Origin of the sequence: Prolixibacter bellariivorans ATCC BAA-1284 (assembly GCF_000621705.1) — a bacterium.
Classification (GTDB): Bacteria; Bacteroidota; Bacteroidia; order Bacteroidales; family Prolixibacteraceae; genus Prolixibacter; species Prolixibacter bellariivorans.
The window spans coordinates 56745-69654 of the sequence record NZ_JHXO01000005.1; the positions used below are offsets into that span (position 1 = coordinate 56745).

Genomic DNA, 12910 nt, shown 5'->3' on the forward strand with positions numbered 1-12910 from the left:
AAGGTTTAACCGATTGTTATACCCGGAATGAGAAACTTTGTTCTGCCAGCATCTCATAAACCTTCTTATCGAACCTGAAAAGCCGGGCTGCACGATGCGCTACACCTGTTTGCATTTTCCCGGTATCGACGACCAGATGCATTTTTTGAATTTTTTTACGAAAGTTCCTGGTGTCAAGTTCGATTCCCAAAACAGTTTCGTACAACTGCTGGAGTTGCGTCAGTGTAAACATTTCAGGAAGCAAATGGAATCCAACCGGCCTGATTTGCACTTCCTCGCGCAGGCGCTTGAGTGCTTTTTCAATCATGGCATTGTGGTCGAAAATCAATTCAGGAACTTTGTCGATATCGTACCATTCCAGCGATTTCAGCAGGCTGGAACCGCGAATGCTATAATGTTCGGGATTAATCAAAGCGTAATAAACAACCGACACAACCCGGAGAAAGGAAACACGCTCGGTTTCACCAAACGCACCCAACTGTTTCAAATAGATATCTTTTATCCCTGTTGCTGTTTCCAGTATGTCTCTGGCATAATCGTTAATGGAACGATCAACCGGAACATGGCCGCCAGGCAAACCGATTGGTTTTTCGTAAGGGAACTTTCCGTCAGGCTCTGTTTCGGTATATGGTGCAAAGGCATCAGGATTCTTGACTGGTGCATCAAGTTGTTCCTTGTCATATTCCAGCAATAACACTTTCAATTTCTTCTCGTGGAAACCAAAGATCACGCAATCAATCGACAGCGAAGGGATAATGTTCATATTTTCACTTTTCTACAAAAGTAGAAATCCTCATTAAAATCTCATGATTTTCCCTTTAAATGATGTTCTTAAATAGGTTTACATATAAAAAAGGAGATGAATTAATGCTGAAATCCTGATATAAAGGTGAATTGGTTGACTGAATTAGATTGGAAAATAGGACGCGCATCTTCTCACAGAAAATAGTAACTTTGCCCACCGAAAAATTTAAACGTAAGGAGAATAAGATGGCATTGCAATGTGGAATCGTTGGGCTACCCAACGTTGGAAAATCAACCTTGTTTAACTGTTTGTCGAATGCCCGGGCGCAATCGGCCAATTTTCCCTTTTGCACCATTGAACCAAATGTGGGCGTTATTACTGTTCCCGACAAGCGGTTGATTGAGTTGGAGAAGATTGACAATCCTAAACGGGTTGTGCCTACTACCGTAGAAATTGTTGACATCGCTGGTTTGGTGAAAGGAGCGAGCAAGGGTGAAGGATTGGGTAACCAGTTCCTGGCCAATATTCGTGAAGTGGATGCCATCATTCATGTTTTGCGTTGTTTCGAAAACGAAAATATTACGCACGTCGACGGAACAATTGATCCGGTTCGCGACAAGGAGGTAATTGACACCGAGCTTCAGCTGAAGGATTTGGAAACCGTGGAAAACCGTATTGCCCGTTTGCAAAAACAGGCGCGTGTCGGAATGGATAAAGCGGCTATGAAAGCGTTGGCTGTAGCTGAGAAACTGAAAGCTTCGTTGGAATCAGGAATTTCAGTGCGCGCCATCGAACTAACCGATGATGAAAAAGAGTTGATTCACGATTTCTTCCTCCTGACCGATAAGCCTGTATTGTATGTTTGCAACGTCGATGAGGCGTCGGCTGCTTCGGGAAATGCTTTTACCGAAAAGGTGAAAGAAAATATTGCCAACGAGAATGCCGAAATCCTGATTATTGCCGCAGCGACTGAAGCAGATATTGCTGAGCTGGAAACATACGAAGAAAAACAACTTTTCCTGGAAGACCTGGGATTGGATGAGCCCGGAGTGAATAAGCTGATTCATTCGGCATACCAGTTGTTGAATCTGGAAACCTATTTCACTACCGGTGCGGACGAATCGAGAGCCTGGACGTTTAAAAAAGGAACCAAAGCTCCGGGGGCAGCCGGTATTATTCATACCGATTTCGAAAAGGGATTTATTCGTGCCGAAGTAATTAAGTACGACGACTACGTGAGTTTAGGGTCCGAAGCAGCTTGCCGTGATGCCGGAAAGATTTCTGTGGAAGGAAAGGAGTACGTTGTACAGGACGGAGATATCATGCATTTCCGCTTTAATGTTTAACATTCAAGTCAATCATTATAGAATAGAGCCGGCTACATTTGTGTCCGGCTTTCTTATTTGGTAGCATTCTACATAAGCCGGATGATTCAGTTTTACTGACCTCCTTTCTTTACAACGAGAAAGATATGTTTAATAACCTACTGTTCAGGAGCATTTTTGCTTCAATTATTCCCACTAATGTATTAAATTACTGATATGTGGAATTAATCTATCAGGAGGTGCCAACATGAGTACAGTAACATTCAATTTCAGTGTAACGCTGGATGAAAATGAGTTCATCAAAGTTGAAGATCATCTTTTCACTACACGTGATTCACTCAAGCGGGAAGAGCCCAAAGTTGATCTGATTAATCCTCGTTGCCTGGCTATTTTGAAGGAATTCGAAGGCCGGCTGACCATGGGGGTCGTTCAGGAGTGGCTTTTGCTCTCCAGGGCGCTAGATCAAACTTGCAGTTATCACAGCAAATGGGATGATCATAAATTGCTCGAAGAGTTGATTTCCGGTAGAGAACATCCGGTTTCCTGGTATATTGAGAACTGCCAGGAAGTCTGATTTTACCGAAACCGCAATGAGGAAAAGATTTCTGAGGTAGGATTTAGTATGTTAAATTAATCCCGTATCCTGGATGAAAATGAGCGGGGCACGTTGAAAGATGCGTGCCCCGCTTAGTTTTTTATGTTAGTTATACAGCAAAGCTGAATCCTTCGCCAATTAACCGATCATATTTTTCTTTATCGAACCGATACAAGAAGGCACCTTTTCGGGAACTACGTTTATCCTTTTCCTCCAGTTTCTGAAGGAGTTCCATCGACAAGATTTTCTTCCGGAAGTTTCGTTTGTCCAGCTCGACACCTAAAATGGCTTCGTACAATTTTTGTAGTTGCGGAATGGTAAACTTGTCAGGCAGAAGCTCGAAACCAATAGGCTGCGTCTTGCATCTCCGGCGTAATCGCGCCAGCGCGTGATTAACCATTTCCCGGTGATCGAAAACCAACTCGGGTATTTCGTCTATTTTAAACCACTGCGCATTGTGTTTTTCCAATTGTTCCGAATCCTGATGGTCGGTTTTCATCAGGGCATAGTAGGCCATCGAAATCACCCGTCCATCCGAATCGCGGTCGGGTTTGCTGTAAAGGCGAAGTTGTTCGAGATATAAACCGCTCAGCCCGGTCAGTTGATGCAAAACCCGGTCGGCGGCTTGTTCCATATCTTCATCTTCTTTTAGGAAACCGCCCATCAGCGACCATTGGCCTTTGCGGGGTTCAAAGCCTCTTTTAATCAGTAACAGCTTCAATTCTTCCTCGTCGAATCCGAAAATAATAACGTCGAGCGCTAACAGAAAGGGTGTTTGTTGGGAATAATATTCCACCATCGTTAAATAAGTTTCACGTGTCAAACGGACACTTTTGTTGATACTGCAAGTTTATCCTAATTTTCTGAAATATGAAAAGATAAATCTTTGGTTTCTGAATGTAACATTTTGGTACCCATCCATACTAACATGAAAAACCAGTTAACTTATGAAACAGAAATCTTCCTTTTCACGTCGAAGCTTCTTTAGGCTGCTGTCAGCCGGGGGTGCCGGCTCGGTCTTGATGGCCGGAATACCGAAAAGTGTAATGGCTTCCGACGAAAACGAAAAACCGGAAACCAATATTGACAAAGCGCTTCAACATCCGCGCAATAAAAATTCCATGCCGGGGAAATATCCTGCCCGGGTTGTGAAAGTGGTCCATCCGGGTAGTGTGGTCGATAACCAACCGGTTGAATCTGAAGCGTATCGCATGATTGCAGATGGACTCCTCAAATTGACCGGAGAGAAGAAACTGCACAAAGCCTGGCGGAAGTTTGTGAAGCCGGGAGAGAAGATTGGTTTGAAAGTGAATCCCGTAGCCGGGAAATTGTTGACGACAAGTCACGCTGTTGTGCAGGCTGTCGTGAAGCAGTTGGAAGATTCGGGCATTTCGCGTTCGGATATTGTCATTTGGGACCGCAGGGAAATGCAGTTGCACGAAACCGGTTTTACCGAAGATAATTATCCGGGAATCGCAATCCGCGGAACGGAGCAGCAGGACAAAGACGGGGGATTTTTCGACAAAGACGGCATTCTTTATGGAGAAAAAAACATCGACAAAAATTGGTTTTACTGGGCTGATGTCAACGGCGAATACGATGAGTACACCTTGCCTTACATGGTAAACGGTGGAAAAGAATCGTACTTCACAAAAATTATTACGCAGGAGGTGGATAAGATCATCAACATTCCGATTTTAAAAAATGCCGGAACCACAGTTACCTGTTGCATGAAAAATCTGGCGTACGGAAGTATCAGCAATACCGGAAGATTGCACAAGCAGCTTTGGTCAGAGACAACAGCACAGGTTTGTGCCTTTCCGCCTTTGCGCGATAAAGTGGTGCTGAACATTGTGGATGGTTTGAAAGGTTGCTTCGACGGTGGACCCGCAGCTAACCCGCAGTTTCTGACTAATTACAAAACGATTCTGCTCGGTAGTGATCCGGTGGCCGTTGACCGCATTGCATATGACATCGTTCTGAAGAAAAGAATGGAAGAAGGTGTTCAGAAAAAAGAATCTCCTAACGGAACAAAGTTTATGGAATTGGCTTCCGGTTACGGTTTGGGCGAAGCCACCCCGTCGAAAATAACATTGGAAAACATCGAAATAAAAGCATAATGTTCAAGAGTATCTATTACCTGGTTTTTTCCCTTTTTGTCATGATATCGCAGGCGATTGCTGCTGATAAAGTGGAGTTGAATGATAATGAATTTCCCGGTTTGAAAGTAACCGAAACGAAAATATATGATGGTGGTTCCCTGTGGGGATACATGGATGGTGGTGCCGATCTCTATCTCGAGTATGGTTTTCAGAAACTGACTTCTCAAACGGTGACATGCGACGATGTTTCTTTTCAGGTAGACATTTTTGAGATGAACAACCCGCTGTCCGCTTTTGGCATTTATTCGGTAAACCGCTTTCGTTGTAAGTTAGGTTGTGACACGCTGGTTTCGAACGATTGCCTGAATGCTTACCAATACCAAATCGTCGCGGGAAAGTATTACATCAACATTGTGAATCAAGTGGGAAGTTCCAAAGCCATCGAAACGTCATTGCAAATAGGTCGACTGTTTGAGCAAAAGCTGAAAGGACAACCGGAAGTTGCTTTCCCAAGTGAGATCGAGAAAAACCTGACAGCCAATAACCGGATAAAACTGAAATTGATGGTGGGACGACTTGGTGTGCAGAATGGATACCCTGACTGGTCCGAATTTTTGTCTGGTTGGGAAAATTATCATTTGTGGATGTTACCTGTTGAAGATAAGACATTGCTGGTGCTGACATGGAACTCCGGAGTTATCCCACCCAAGTTTAAAGAACTACTGACATCAGGAAAGGAAACCGATTTGCCTCGCAGTATTGCTTCCAAAGATTTTGAACTGCAGGATGGCCGACTGATTGTTTGGGAGAATTGAGAATATTGTTGTTACTATATTTGGTTTTGAAATAAAGGGCTATCCGATGACGGATGGCTCTTTTTTATTTTCCAATGAAAAAGTTTGCTAATGGCAATAAAAGTGACGATTTGACAGTATTTTCTGTTTGGCAGGCACTACGTCAGGACAATGTGACGATAGCTGAATGTGTTGTATTGGGTTAAAAATTAATCGAATAGATGTGTTTTGTGTTTGAGCTTGATCTTTTGGTATGTCATTTGATATCGATACATCAAGATATTTAAAAATATAGTTTATTCATTAATTAGTTGAAATCATGTTACAAACCAACTTGAAACACATTATGACCGCTGATGAACATCAGAAGTTCATCGAAGAGAATGATAATGTAATGATTTGCTGTGGTCGTATGGGTCCCATGTGTATTCCGGTTTACGGAATTATGGAAGAGCTGGAAGATGACTATACTCACGTAACTTTTGCTGATATGGAATTTGATAATCCAGAAGCAGCTGTCATTCGAAACGCTCCTGAGTGCCGTGGATTTATGGGACTGCCGTTCACTGTATATTACAAAAATGGCAAACTGGTAAAAGCTACCAGCAGCATTCAGTCCATGGATCAGGTTACTGCTATTCTTAACGAACAGTTTGGCGAGCCGAAATAAAACACACAAAGCTGACCTGCTGTCAGACGGAAGTTGCAGCGGGTTCAGCTTTCTTCCGGTTAAACCGGAAAACACTTTAAGATTGGAATCAGATGAAAGAAGATACCATTTATGATGTCATTATTCTGGGGGCAGGAGCTGCCGGTTTAGCTGCCGGAATTTATACATCACGGGCTAAACTCAGTACGCTTATTCTTAATGAGGGTACACCCGGTGGGCAATTGGTACTGACACACGAAATTGCCAACTATCCCGGAGTTGAATCCACCAGCGGATATCAACTGGGAAATATTATGAAGAAGCAGGCCAAATCGTTTGGCTGCAAAATAAAATCGAATCTGCACATCACCGCAGTCGATCTGAAGAGCGAAACCAAAACCGTTGAGGTCAACGGAAAAGATACATACGCTGCCCATACAGTCATTCTGGCACCGGGGGGGCGTCCACGCATGCTGAATGTTCCGGGTGAAGAAGAATTTAAGGGAAAAGGTATTTCCTACTGTGCTACTTGCGATGGCGACTTCTTCCAGGATAAGGAAATTATTGTAGTTGGCGGTGGTAACTCCGCGCTGGAAGAAGCCGTTTCGCTGACGAAATATGCATCGAAAGTGACCATCGTCCACCAGTTCGATCATTTTCAGGGATTTGAACACGCCATCCGTGACGCCCGCGAAAATGAAAAAATTGAGTTCGAGATGGAATCCATGATTCAGGAGTTCATCGGAAGCGAAAACCTCGAAGCAGCCAGGGTGAAGAATATGCGGACAGGCGAGGAGAAGATTATCAATGTAGAGGGAACGTTTATTTTCATCGGTTACGTTCCGAATACCGCTTTCTTTAAGGATGTGGTTGAGCTGAATGAATACGGCGAACTTTTGACGGACGGCCGTATGAAAACTAATATTCCCGGAGTGTATGGTGCCGGCGATAGTATTAAAAAACCCTACCGTCAGGTAACAACAGCCGTTGCCGACGGCACAATAGCAGCTCTCTCTGCTGCAGAATATGTCAACGAAATAAAGCGAAAGCAGAAAGATTTATCGGAAGCTTAAGCTTGAAAAAAACAAACCCGTATACTTTTATTGGGCATAAGTCGACCCAATAGTATACGGGTAATTTTTTATTATTTCTCCAGTTTTTCGGCTGCTGCCTGATCCAAAAACCAGTATAATTCCCCTGCCGGGTGAATGTGGTAAGCAGGCAGTAAGCGACCTTTATTCGGGTCGGAAAATATTTCCTGCAAACGTTCTGCCTTGTTTTCTCCTGTAACCAGGAAGGCAGTCTTCTCTGCGCTGTTCAGCACTTTTCCCGTTAAGGTTATTCTTTTTTGTCCCGAAGAAGGATGTGTGGCCACTTCGCAAACATCGAGCGAGTGGAGCAGTTCCATTTGATTCGGGAAGATGGAGGCGGTGTGCCCATCATCACCCATACCCAGAATAATCAAATCAAAAGCCGGCCAGGTTTCCTTTTCCGGAACCAGCATTTCAATTTCGTCACCATACCGAACCGATTCAGTTGGCGGATCTTCTTCGCCATGAACCCGGTGAATATTGCCTTCCGGGATATCAATTTTGGAAAGCAACAGTTCATTGGTCATTTTGTAGTTGCTTTCGTCATCATCGGCCGGAACCATCCGTTCATCGCCCCACCAAAAATGTACTTTATTCCATTCGATGGTATTTTTGCAGTTTTCGGCTAAATGTTTGAATAGCAGCTTAGGCGTGCTTCCGCCCGAAAGGGCAATGTGAAAAAACGGACTTCTACTTTCTTTAATCCACTGCGCCAGATGTTTCGCAAACGCCTCAGTCACGCTGGCTGCATTGTCGTATATTTTTAATTCAGGTTCCATCAATCCTGTTTGTTTTCATTTACAATTCGCAATATGTTCCGTCGTCGGAAAGATTTTTACATGGATAACGCCAGGTATCTTCACCTTCAATCAAAGCGTCAGCCTCCTGTGGTCCCCACGAACCGGCGGGATATCCATAAATCGGAAGTGACGGATTTTCTTCCCATGCATCCAGGATCGGCTGAACAAAACTCCAGGCTGCTTCTACTGCATCGCCGCGCAGGTAAAGCGTTTGGTCACCCATCATACAGTCGAGAAGAAGACGTTCGTACGCTGTTGGTAACCCGACATCCGATAAATCACTGTAATGGAAATCCATGTTTACCGGTTGTACCCGGAAACCGGCTCCCGGTTCCTTCAAACCAAATTTGAGCAGAATTCCTTCATCCGGTTGGATGCGAATGATTAGCTGGTTGGTGACATGCGCTGTGACACCGTCTTCCTGGAAAAGGTGATGTGGAGTCGGACGGAATTTAATGACCACCTCCGTTACACGAGTTGGTAATTTTTTCCCGGTACGAATATAAAAAGGAACGCCGGCCCAGCGCCAGTTATCAATGTAAAATTTCATGGCCAAAAAAGTTTCAGTCCGCGATTCCGGATCTACACCTTTTTCACTACGGTAACCATTGACCAACTCATTTTTGATATGCGATTCAATGTACTGACCGCGAATAACATTGCTGCTGATTTCCTCCGGTTTGAGTGGCCTGAGTGATTGGAATACCTTTAATGTTTCGTTACGGATCGCATCTGCTTCGGCAACAACCGGAGGTTCCATTCCAACCATCCCAACAAGCTGAAGCAGGTGGTTCTGTACCATGTCGCGCATTGCTCCGGATTGGTCGTAGTAGCCACCACGGCCTTCTACACCGAGGCTTTCAGCCGAGGAAATTTCCACACGTTCAATGAAATTCCTGTTCCAAATCGGCTCAAAAATTCCGTTAGAGAATCGGGCAACAAGCATATTCTGCACGGTTTCTTTGCCCAAATAGTGATCGATACGGTAAATCTGCTTCTCGTCGAAATAGTCGAGCAGTTCTTTGTTCAGTTTTTGCGCGGTTTCCAGGTTATTCCCGAAAGGTTTTTCCACAATCAACCGGGTATAGCCATCGTCCTGTTTGTTTAGTCCGACCGACGCCAGGTTTGCCGGGATAATTCCGTACAATTTGGGTGGGGTGGAGAGGTAGAAAATGTAATTGCCGGGAATATCCAGCTTCTCTTTCAACTCCTCTAGCCTGTCTTTCAGTTTGCCATATTCATCGGCATTTGCAGTTCCCAGAGGTTGGTAGTACAGTTTGTCGAGGAATTCATCACACTTACATTTATTGTCTTCTTGCGGAAGAAAATCGGTGACACTTTTGCGGAACTCTTCATCTGTCATTTCGGTGCGGCTGGCGCCCAGAATAGCAAACTTCTCGGGTAACCTCTTTTCGTGGTGTAATTTACAGATAGCCGGGATCAGTTTCCTTTTGGTTAAATCGCCTGATGCGCCGAATATGACTAGAATATGTGATTCGGGTGTATTCATTGCTTATATCGTTTTTCGAATGCTAAATTTACTCACCTATATAAAACAAATCCCCCACTATTTGTTTAGTCGGGAAGGATAAGCTTCTGTTAAAAGTAGTGAAACTCGATGTTCCAAACCGAAATTGAGGCATGCTATTTTACATCAAACCGTTAAGCCTTAGAATCTCAGATACGATTAGCAGGAAATCTGTTGCGGTTACGGTGTGGGTTATTCATAAAGGCCCCAAACCATCAGGTTATCTTCAACGAAACGATAGTTGAGGTCGATGTGATCGGTGCCGAAAAGTCCCTTGAATAGTCCGGAGAACGATCCGTTTGAGCCAGTCATTTCGAAAGCGGGAATTTGAATTTGCGTTGAAAATTCAACTCCCTGATGAGGAATCATTTTGAAGATGGCTTCTTTTGCGCACCAATGCATAAACAACTTGATGTTTGAATAGCCGTCATTGGTCAGGCAGTTTTGCAGCTCTTCGGCTGAAAGAAAACGGGGCGCAACTTTATCGATGGAACGTGATACGTTTTCAATATCGATGCCGGTTTGCATTTCCTTGTGCAGCAGAACGGCAGCGTATTCCGTCGAATGCGAAATGCTGATATGGTAGGGCGCATTTTCCAATACCGGTCTACCATCCATGAGGTGGCGGATTTCGAATGGTTCGTCGAGCATCTGTTGCAACAGTGCCCGGGTGGCCAGCCATTCACGTTGCCTGCGAATATTTGTGAAGGTCTTGAATTCTTTTTCTTCTGCAGGCGTCAGGGAAACTATTTGCCTTAATTCTTCAGGCCTTTCGGTTATCTCCCATAATCCCAGAAGGGAATCATCTACGTTTTCAGTGGTAAAAAGAGGCATTATTTAACGTCTTTCCATTCAGTTGATTCGACCAGTTGAAGAACATCCTGTTCCAGAAAATTAATGACAGGTTGTAAGCTGTCAATATTAGGAATTTCGCGAATATACAGTGCTCCGCGAATGAAGTGACGTGTGCTGTCAGTCAGGTAAAATTGCATGGGCGAGGCAACATTCCCTTTGATGTTGTAGAGTGTTCCATAAACCTTTTTCGCCCGGTTAACGTATATTTTCTCATCGATGGCACTGGCTTTCTGAGCATGTTTGTATGCCAGCATCCGTGATTCTTCGGTGTATTTTGCCAGATTATTGTGTATCGCTTTGTAACTGATGTGTATTGAAGCTTTATTGGACGGTACATCAATGTTAATCCAATATCGCTTTGCCTGGTAGTCAGAGTCTTTTGATACACTGGAATAGTTGGGGATTTTAAAGGTATAAGGCAGATTCTTATTCATTTGATGGTAAGCCTTCTGTGGGAATGCAATGCGAAAATAGCCCCTTGGTTTTGGGGTATAATCATGTTTGCATGAAATCATACTTACCGTTATCACTATAAGGATAATGGCGATTGGCAATTGCATCCGGTGAATCCTTCTTCCCATATCAAATATTTTCTCCCTTCTCATTATCACGTGTATCGAATACCCGAATCCTTTTGATTCGACGCGCATCTGATTCTTCAATCTGGAAAAGAAAATCGTCGCACTCAATTTTCTCGTTTTTAGCCGGGATTTCTCCCTGGAGCTCCAGTATTAATCCGGCAAGTGTATCGGCGTCGCCCTTCTTGTCATCGAAAATATTATCCGGGACATCAAATACTTTGTAAAAGTCATTGAGCATTGTTTTTCCATCGAACAGATATTCGTTTTCGCCAATGCGGGTATAATATTCTTCTTCTTCGTCGAATTCGTCGGCAATATCACCGACAATCTCTTCCAGGACATCCTCCAACGTTACCAGCCCGGAGGTTCCTCCATATTCATCGACTACAATGGCCATGTGGACTTTGTTTTTCTGGAACTCTTCCAACAGTTCGTCAATCTTTTTCGATTCAGGAACATAGAAAGGCGGTCGAAGCAGCGATTGCCACCGGAATGTATTGCCTTTTGGGAGATGAGCCAGCAAATCCTTGATATATAGTATGCCACGAATGTTGTCGAAAGTTTCGGAATAAACCGGAATTCGGCTGTATCCCGATTCACTGATCAACCGCAGTACTTCGGTGTAATCGTCGCGTATATTAAGAGTTACCAAATCGACACGGGAACGCATAATATCGGTCACGCTCTTGTTCCCAAATTTGACAATCCCTTCCAGAATCTCCTTATCCTCGGTAAACTCCATTTCATCGGTTAGCTCAAGCGCTTTCGATATTTCGTCGATGGAAAGATATTTTCGGTGCTTTGTAGCCCGTTTGTTGACAAACGCGGTCGACGAAATTAGAATATGGTTCAGTGGACGGGTTATTTTTTCGAGTCCGTTCAACATGGGAGCCATTCGTATGGCAAACGAACGCGGATATTGCGTTGCGTATACCTTTGGAATAATTTCACCAAACAGAAGCAATAAAAAGGTAATGACAACTGCCTGAAATATAAATCCCAGCGTGGGAACTGCCGAAAAATCAATCAGCATATTGGTGATGTGAGCCGATAGAATAACAATTCCAATATTGACAAAATTATTCCCAACCAGGATTGTGGCTAGCAGTTGCTCAGGGATGGTAAGCAGTCGGAGAACAAGGGCATTGGAACGGCCCTTGTTCTCTTCCAGCTCGTGTTTATCTTTTGGGCCCAAAGAGAAAAATGCAACTTCGGATCCTGAAATTAATGCAGAAATAATTAGTAAAATTACCAGCACGAAGAGCCCAATCAACGTCTCGATCGTAAACGGATAAAATTGAATATCTCCAAAATGGGCTCCCGCCGGAGGAACTATGTCTGTTTCCAAACTATAAAAGTTTTAGTATCAAAATGGTAAATCGTCTTCTTCAGCATCACCCGGAGAACTATCGAGTGGGCCATTGTTGCCACTTGGCTCATTTACGGTAGCCGAAGAGCGATCGGGTGCTGAGTCGTTTTGGAAATCATCCTTGCGGCCCAGCATTTGCAGCGCGTCGGCATAAATCTCCGTCATGTATCTTTTCGTTCCGTCTTGCGCATCGTAGGAACGTGTACGAATCTTTCCTTCAATGTACAGCTGTTTCCCTTTCTGAATGTACTTTTCGCATACCTCGGCAAGACCGCGCCATGCGACAATATTGTGCCACTCAGTTGTTGTTACTCTCTCACCGTTTTTGTTGGTGTAGGTTTCAGAGGTGGCCAATGGAAAATTGGCAACGGATACATTGTTGTCCAGATGCCTGATTTCGGGATCTTTCCCGACATTTCCGACTAAGATAACTTTGTTGATAGACATATTAAAAGCAATTTTAATGAATAAAATTA

14 protein-coding genes are annotated in these 12910 nt (G+C 43.9%); 6 read left to right on the forward strand and 8 right to left on the reverse strand.

Annotated features, from left to right (window positions below; all coding sequences use genetic code 11):
• Positions 1-16: 16 nt before the first annotated feature.
• Positions 17-763, reverse strand: coding sequence for an NUDIX hydrolase (locus tag T426_RS0103405; protein WP_025864119.1), 747 nt, complete (start codon positions 761-763; stop codon positions 17-19).
• A 227-nt stretch (positions 764-990) separates the two neighbouring features.
• Between T426_RS0103405 and ychF the strand changes: the two genes are divergently transcribed.
• A complete protein-coding gene (ychF, locus tag T426_RS0103410; RefSeq protein WP_025864120.1) occupies positions 991-2091 on the forward strand; it encodes a redox-regulated ATPase YchF in 1101 nt (366 codons plus the stop codon).
• 226 nt (positions 2092-2317) lie between these two features.
• The gene (locus T426_RS0103415) at positions 2318-2644 is read left to right on the forward strand and encodes a hypothetical protein (RefSeq protein ID WP_025864121.1); all 327 of its coding nucleotides are present in this window, start codon (positions 2318-2320) and stop codon (positions 2642-2644) included.
• Between the two features lie 130 nt (positions 2645-2774).
• Here T426_RS0103415 and T426_RS0103420 read toward each other — a convergent pair whose 3' ends face one another.
• On the reverse strand, positions 2775-3488 hold the full coding sequence (locus tag T426_RS0103420; protein ID WP_244957737.1) for an NUDIX hydrolase: 714 nt from the start codon (positions 3486-3488) through the stop codon (positions 2775-2777).
• Positions 3489-3612: 124 nt separating this feature from the next.
• On the opposite strand from T426_RS0103420, the gene T426_RS0103425 reads away from it, so the two are divergent.
• The 4 genes from T426_RS0103425 to T426_RS0103445 all read left to right on the forward strand — a co-directional run bounded on the left by T426_RS0103425 (position 3613) and on the right by T426_RS0103445 (position 7283).
• Positions 3613-4785, forward strand: coding sequence for a DUF362 domain-containing protein (locus tag T426_RS0103425; protein WP_027585284.1), 1173 nt, complete (start codon positions 3613-3615; stop codon positions 4783-4785).
• On the forward strand, positions 4785-5582 hold the full coding sequence (locus tag T426_RS0103430) for a DUF6599 family protein (RefSeq protein WP_025864122.1): 798 nt from the start codon (positions 4785-4787) through the stop codon (positions 5580-5582). Before T426_RS0103425 ends, T426_RS0103430 begins: the two co-directional genes overlap by 1 nt.
• A gap of 298 nt (positions 5583-5880) precedes the next feature.
• The gene (locus T426_RS0103440) at positions 5881-6231 is read left to right on the forward strand and encodes a thioredoxin family protein (RefSeq protein WP_025864123.1); all 351 of its coding nucleotides are present in this window, start codon (positions 5881-5883) and stop codon (positions 6229-6231) included.
• 92 nt (positions 6232-6323) lie between these two features.
• Positions 6324-7283, forward strand: a complete 960-nt coding sequence (locus T426_RS0103445) for an NAD(P)/FAD-dependent oxidoreductase (RefSeq protein WP_036984428.1) — start codon at positions 6324-6326, stop codon at positions 7281-7283.
• 71 nt (positions 7284-7354) lie between these two features.
• Here T426_RS0103445 and pgl read toward each other — a convergent pair whose 3' ends face one another.
• The 6 genes from pgl to T426_RS0103475 all read right to left on the reverse strand — a co-directional run bounded on the left by pgl (position 7355) and on the right by T426_RS0103475 (position 12881).
• Positions 7355-8080 (reverse strand): 6-phosphogluconolactonase, encoded by a 726-nt coding sequence (gene pgl / locus T426_RS0103450; protein WP_025864125.1) that lies wholly within the window; start codon positions 8078-8080, stop codon positions 7355-7357.
• 19 nt (positions 8081-8099) lie between these two features.
• Positions 8100-9611 carry a glucose-6-phosphate dehydrogenase gene (zwf, locus tag T426_RS0103455; RefSeq protein WP_027585286.1) on the reverse strand — a complete coding sequence of 504 codons (1512 nt, stop codon included), beginning with the start codon at positions 9609-9611 and terminating at the stop codon, positions 8100-8102.
• 210 nt (positions 9612-9821) lie between these two features.
• Complete coding sequence (locus tag T426_RS0103460) at positions 9822-10463, reverse strand: 4'-phosphopantetheinyl transferase family protein (RefSeq protein WP_025864126.1); 642 nt, start codon at positions 10461-10463, stop codon at positions 9822-9824.
• Positions 10463-11065 carry a gliding motility lipoprotein GldD gene (gene gldD, locus T426_RS0103465; RefSeq protein ID WP_051538747.1) on the reverse strand — a complete coding sequence of 201 codons (603 nt, stop codon included), beginning with the start codon at positions 11063-11065 and terminating at the stop codon, positions 10463-10465. The genes T426_RS0103460 and gldD overlap by 1 nt, the downstream gene beginning before the upstream one ends.
• Before the next feature lies 1 nt (position 11066).
• Positions 11067-12413, reverse strand: a complete 1347-nt coding sequence (gene gldE / locus T426_RS0103470; protein ID WP_025864128.1) for a gliding motility-associated protein GldE — start codon at positions 12411-12413, stop codon at positions 11067-11069.
• Positions 12414-12431: 18 nt separating this feature from the next.
• Positions 12432-12881 carry a single-stranded DNA-binding protein gene (locus tag T426_RS0103475; protein WP_025864129.1) on the reverse strand — a complete coding sequence of 150 codons (450 nt, stop codon included), beginning with the start codon at positions 12879-12881 and terminating at the stop codon, positions 12432-12434.
• Positions 12882-12910 lie beyond the last annotated feature (29 nt).

What these genes read in the sequence shown, in the direction of transcription:
- T426_RS0103475 (WP_025864129.1), bottom strand. Translation starts at nt 12,881, where the DNA reads ATGTCTATCAACAAAGTTATCTTAGTCGGAAATGTCGGGAAAGATCCC.
- zwf (WP_027585286.1), bottom strand. Translation starts at nt 9,611, where the DNA reads ATGAATACACCCGAATCACATATTCTAGTCATATTCGGCGCATCAGGC.
- gldD (WP_051538747.1), bottom strand. Translation starts at nt 11,065, where the DNA reads ATGGGAAGAAGGATTCACCGGATGCAATTGCCAATCGCCATTATCCTT.
- T426_RS0103440 (WP_025864123.1), top strand. Translation starts at nt 5,881, where the DNA reads ATGTTACAAACCAACTTGAAACACATTATGACCGCTGATGAACATCAG.
- T426_RS0103405 (WP_025864119.1), bottom strand. Translation starts at nt 763, where the DNA reads ATGAACATTATCCCTTCGCTGTCGATTGATTGCGTGATCTTTGGTTTC.
- T426_RS0103430 (WP_025864122.1), top strand. Translation starts at nt 4,785, where the DNA reads ATGTTCAAGAGTATCTATTACCTGGTTTTTTCCCTTTTTGTCATGATA.
- T426_RS0103425 (WP_027585284.1), top strand. Translation starts at nt 3,613, where the DNA reads ATGAAACAGAAATCTTCCTTTTCACGTCGAAGCTTCTTTAGGCTGCTG.
- ychF (WP_025864120.1), top strand. Translation starts at nt 991, where the DNA reads ATGGCATTGCAATGTGGAATCGTTGGGCTACCCAACGTTGGAAAATCA.
- T426_RS0103415 (WP_025864121.1), top strand. Translation starts at nt 2,318, where the DNA reads ATGAGTACAGTAACATTCAATTTCAGTGTAACGCTGGATGAAAATGAG.
- T426_RS0103460 (WP_025864126.1), bottom strand. Translation starts at nt 10,463, where the DNA reads ATGCCTCTTTTTACCACTGAAAACGTAGATGATTCCCTTCTGGGATTA.
- pgl (WP_025864125.1), bottom strand. Translation starts at nt 8,080, where the DNA reads ATGGAACCTGAATTAAAAATATACGACAATGCAGCCAGCGTGACTGAG.
- T426_RS0103445 (WP_036984428.1), top strand. Translation starts at nt 6,324, where the DNA reads ATGAAAGAAGATACCATTTATGATGTCATTATTCTGGGGGCAGGAGCT.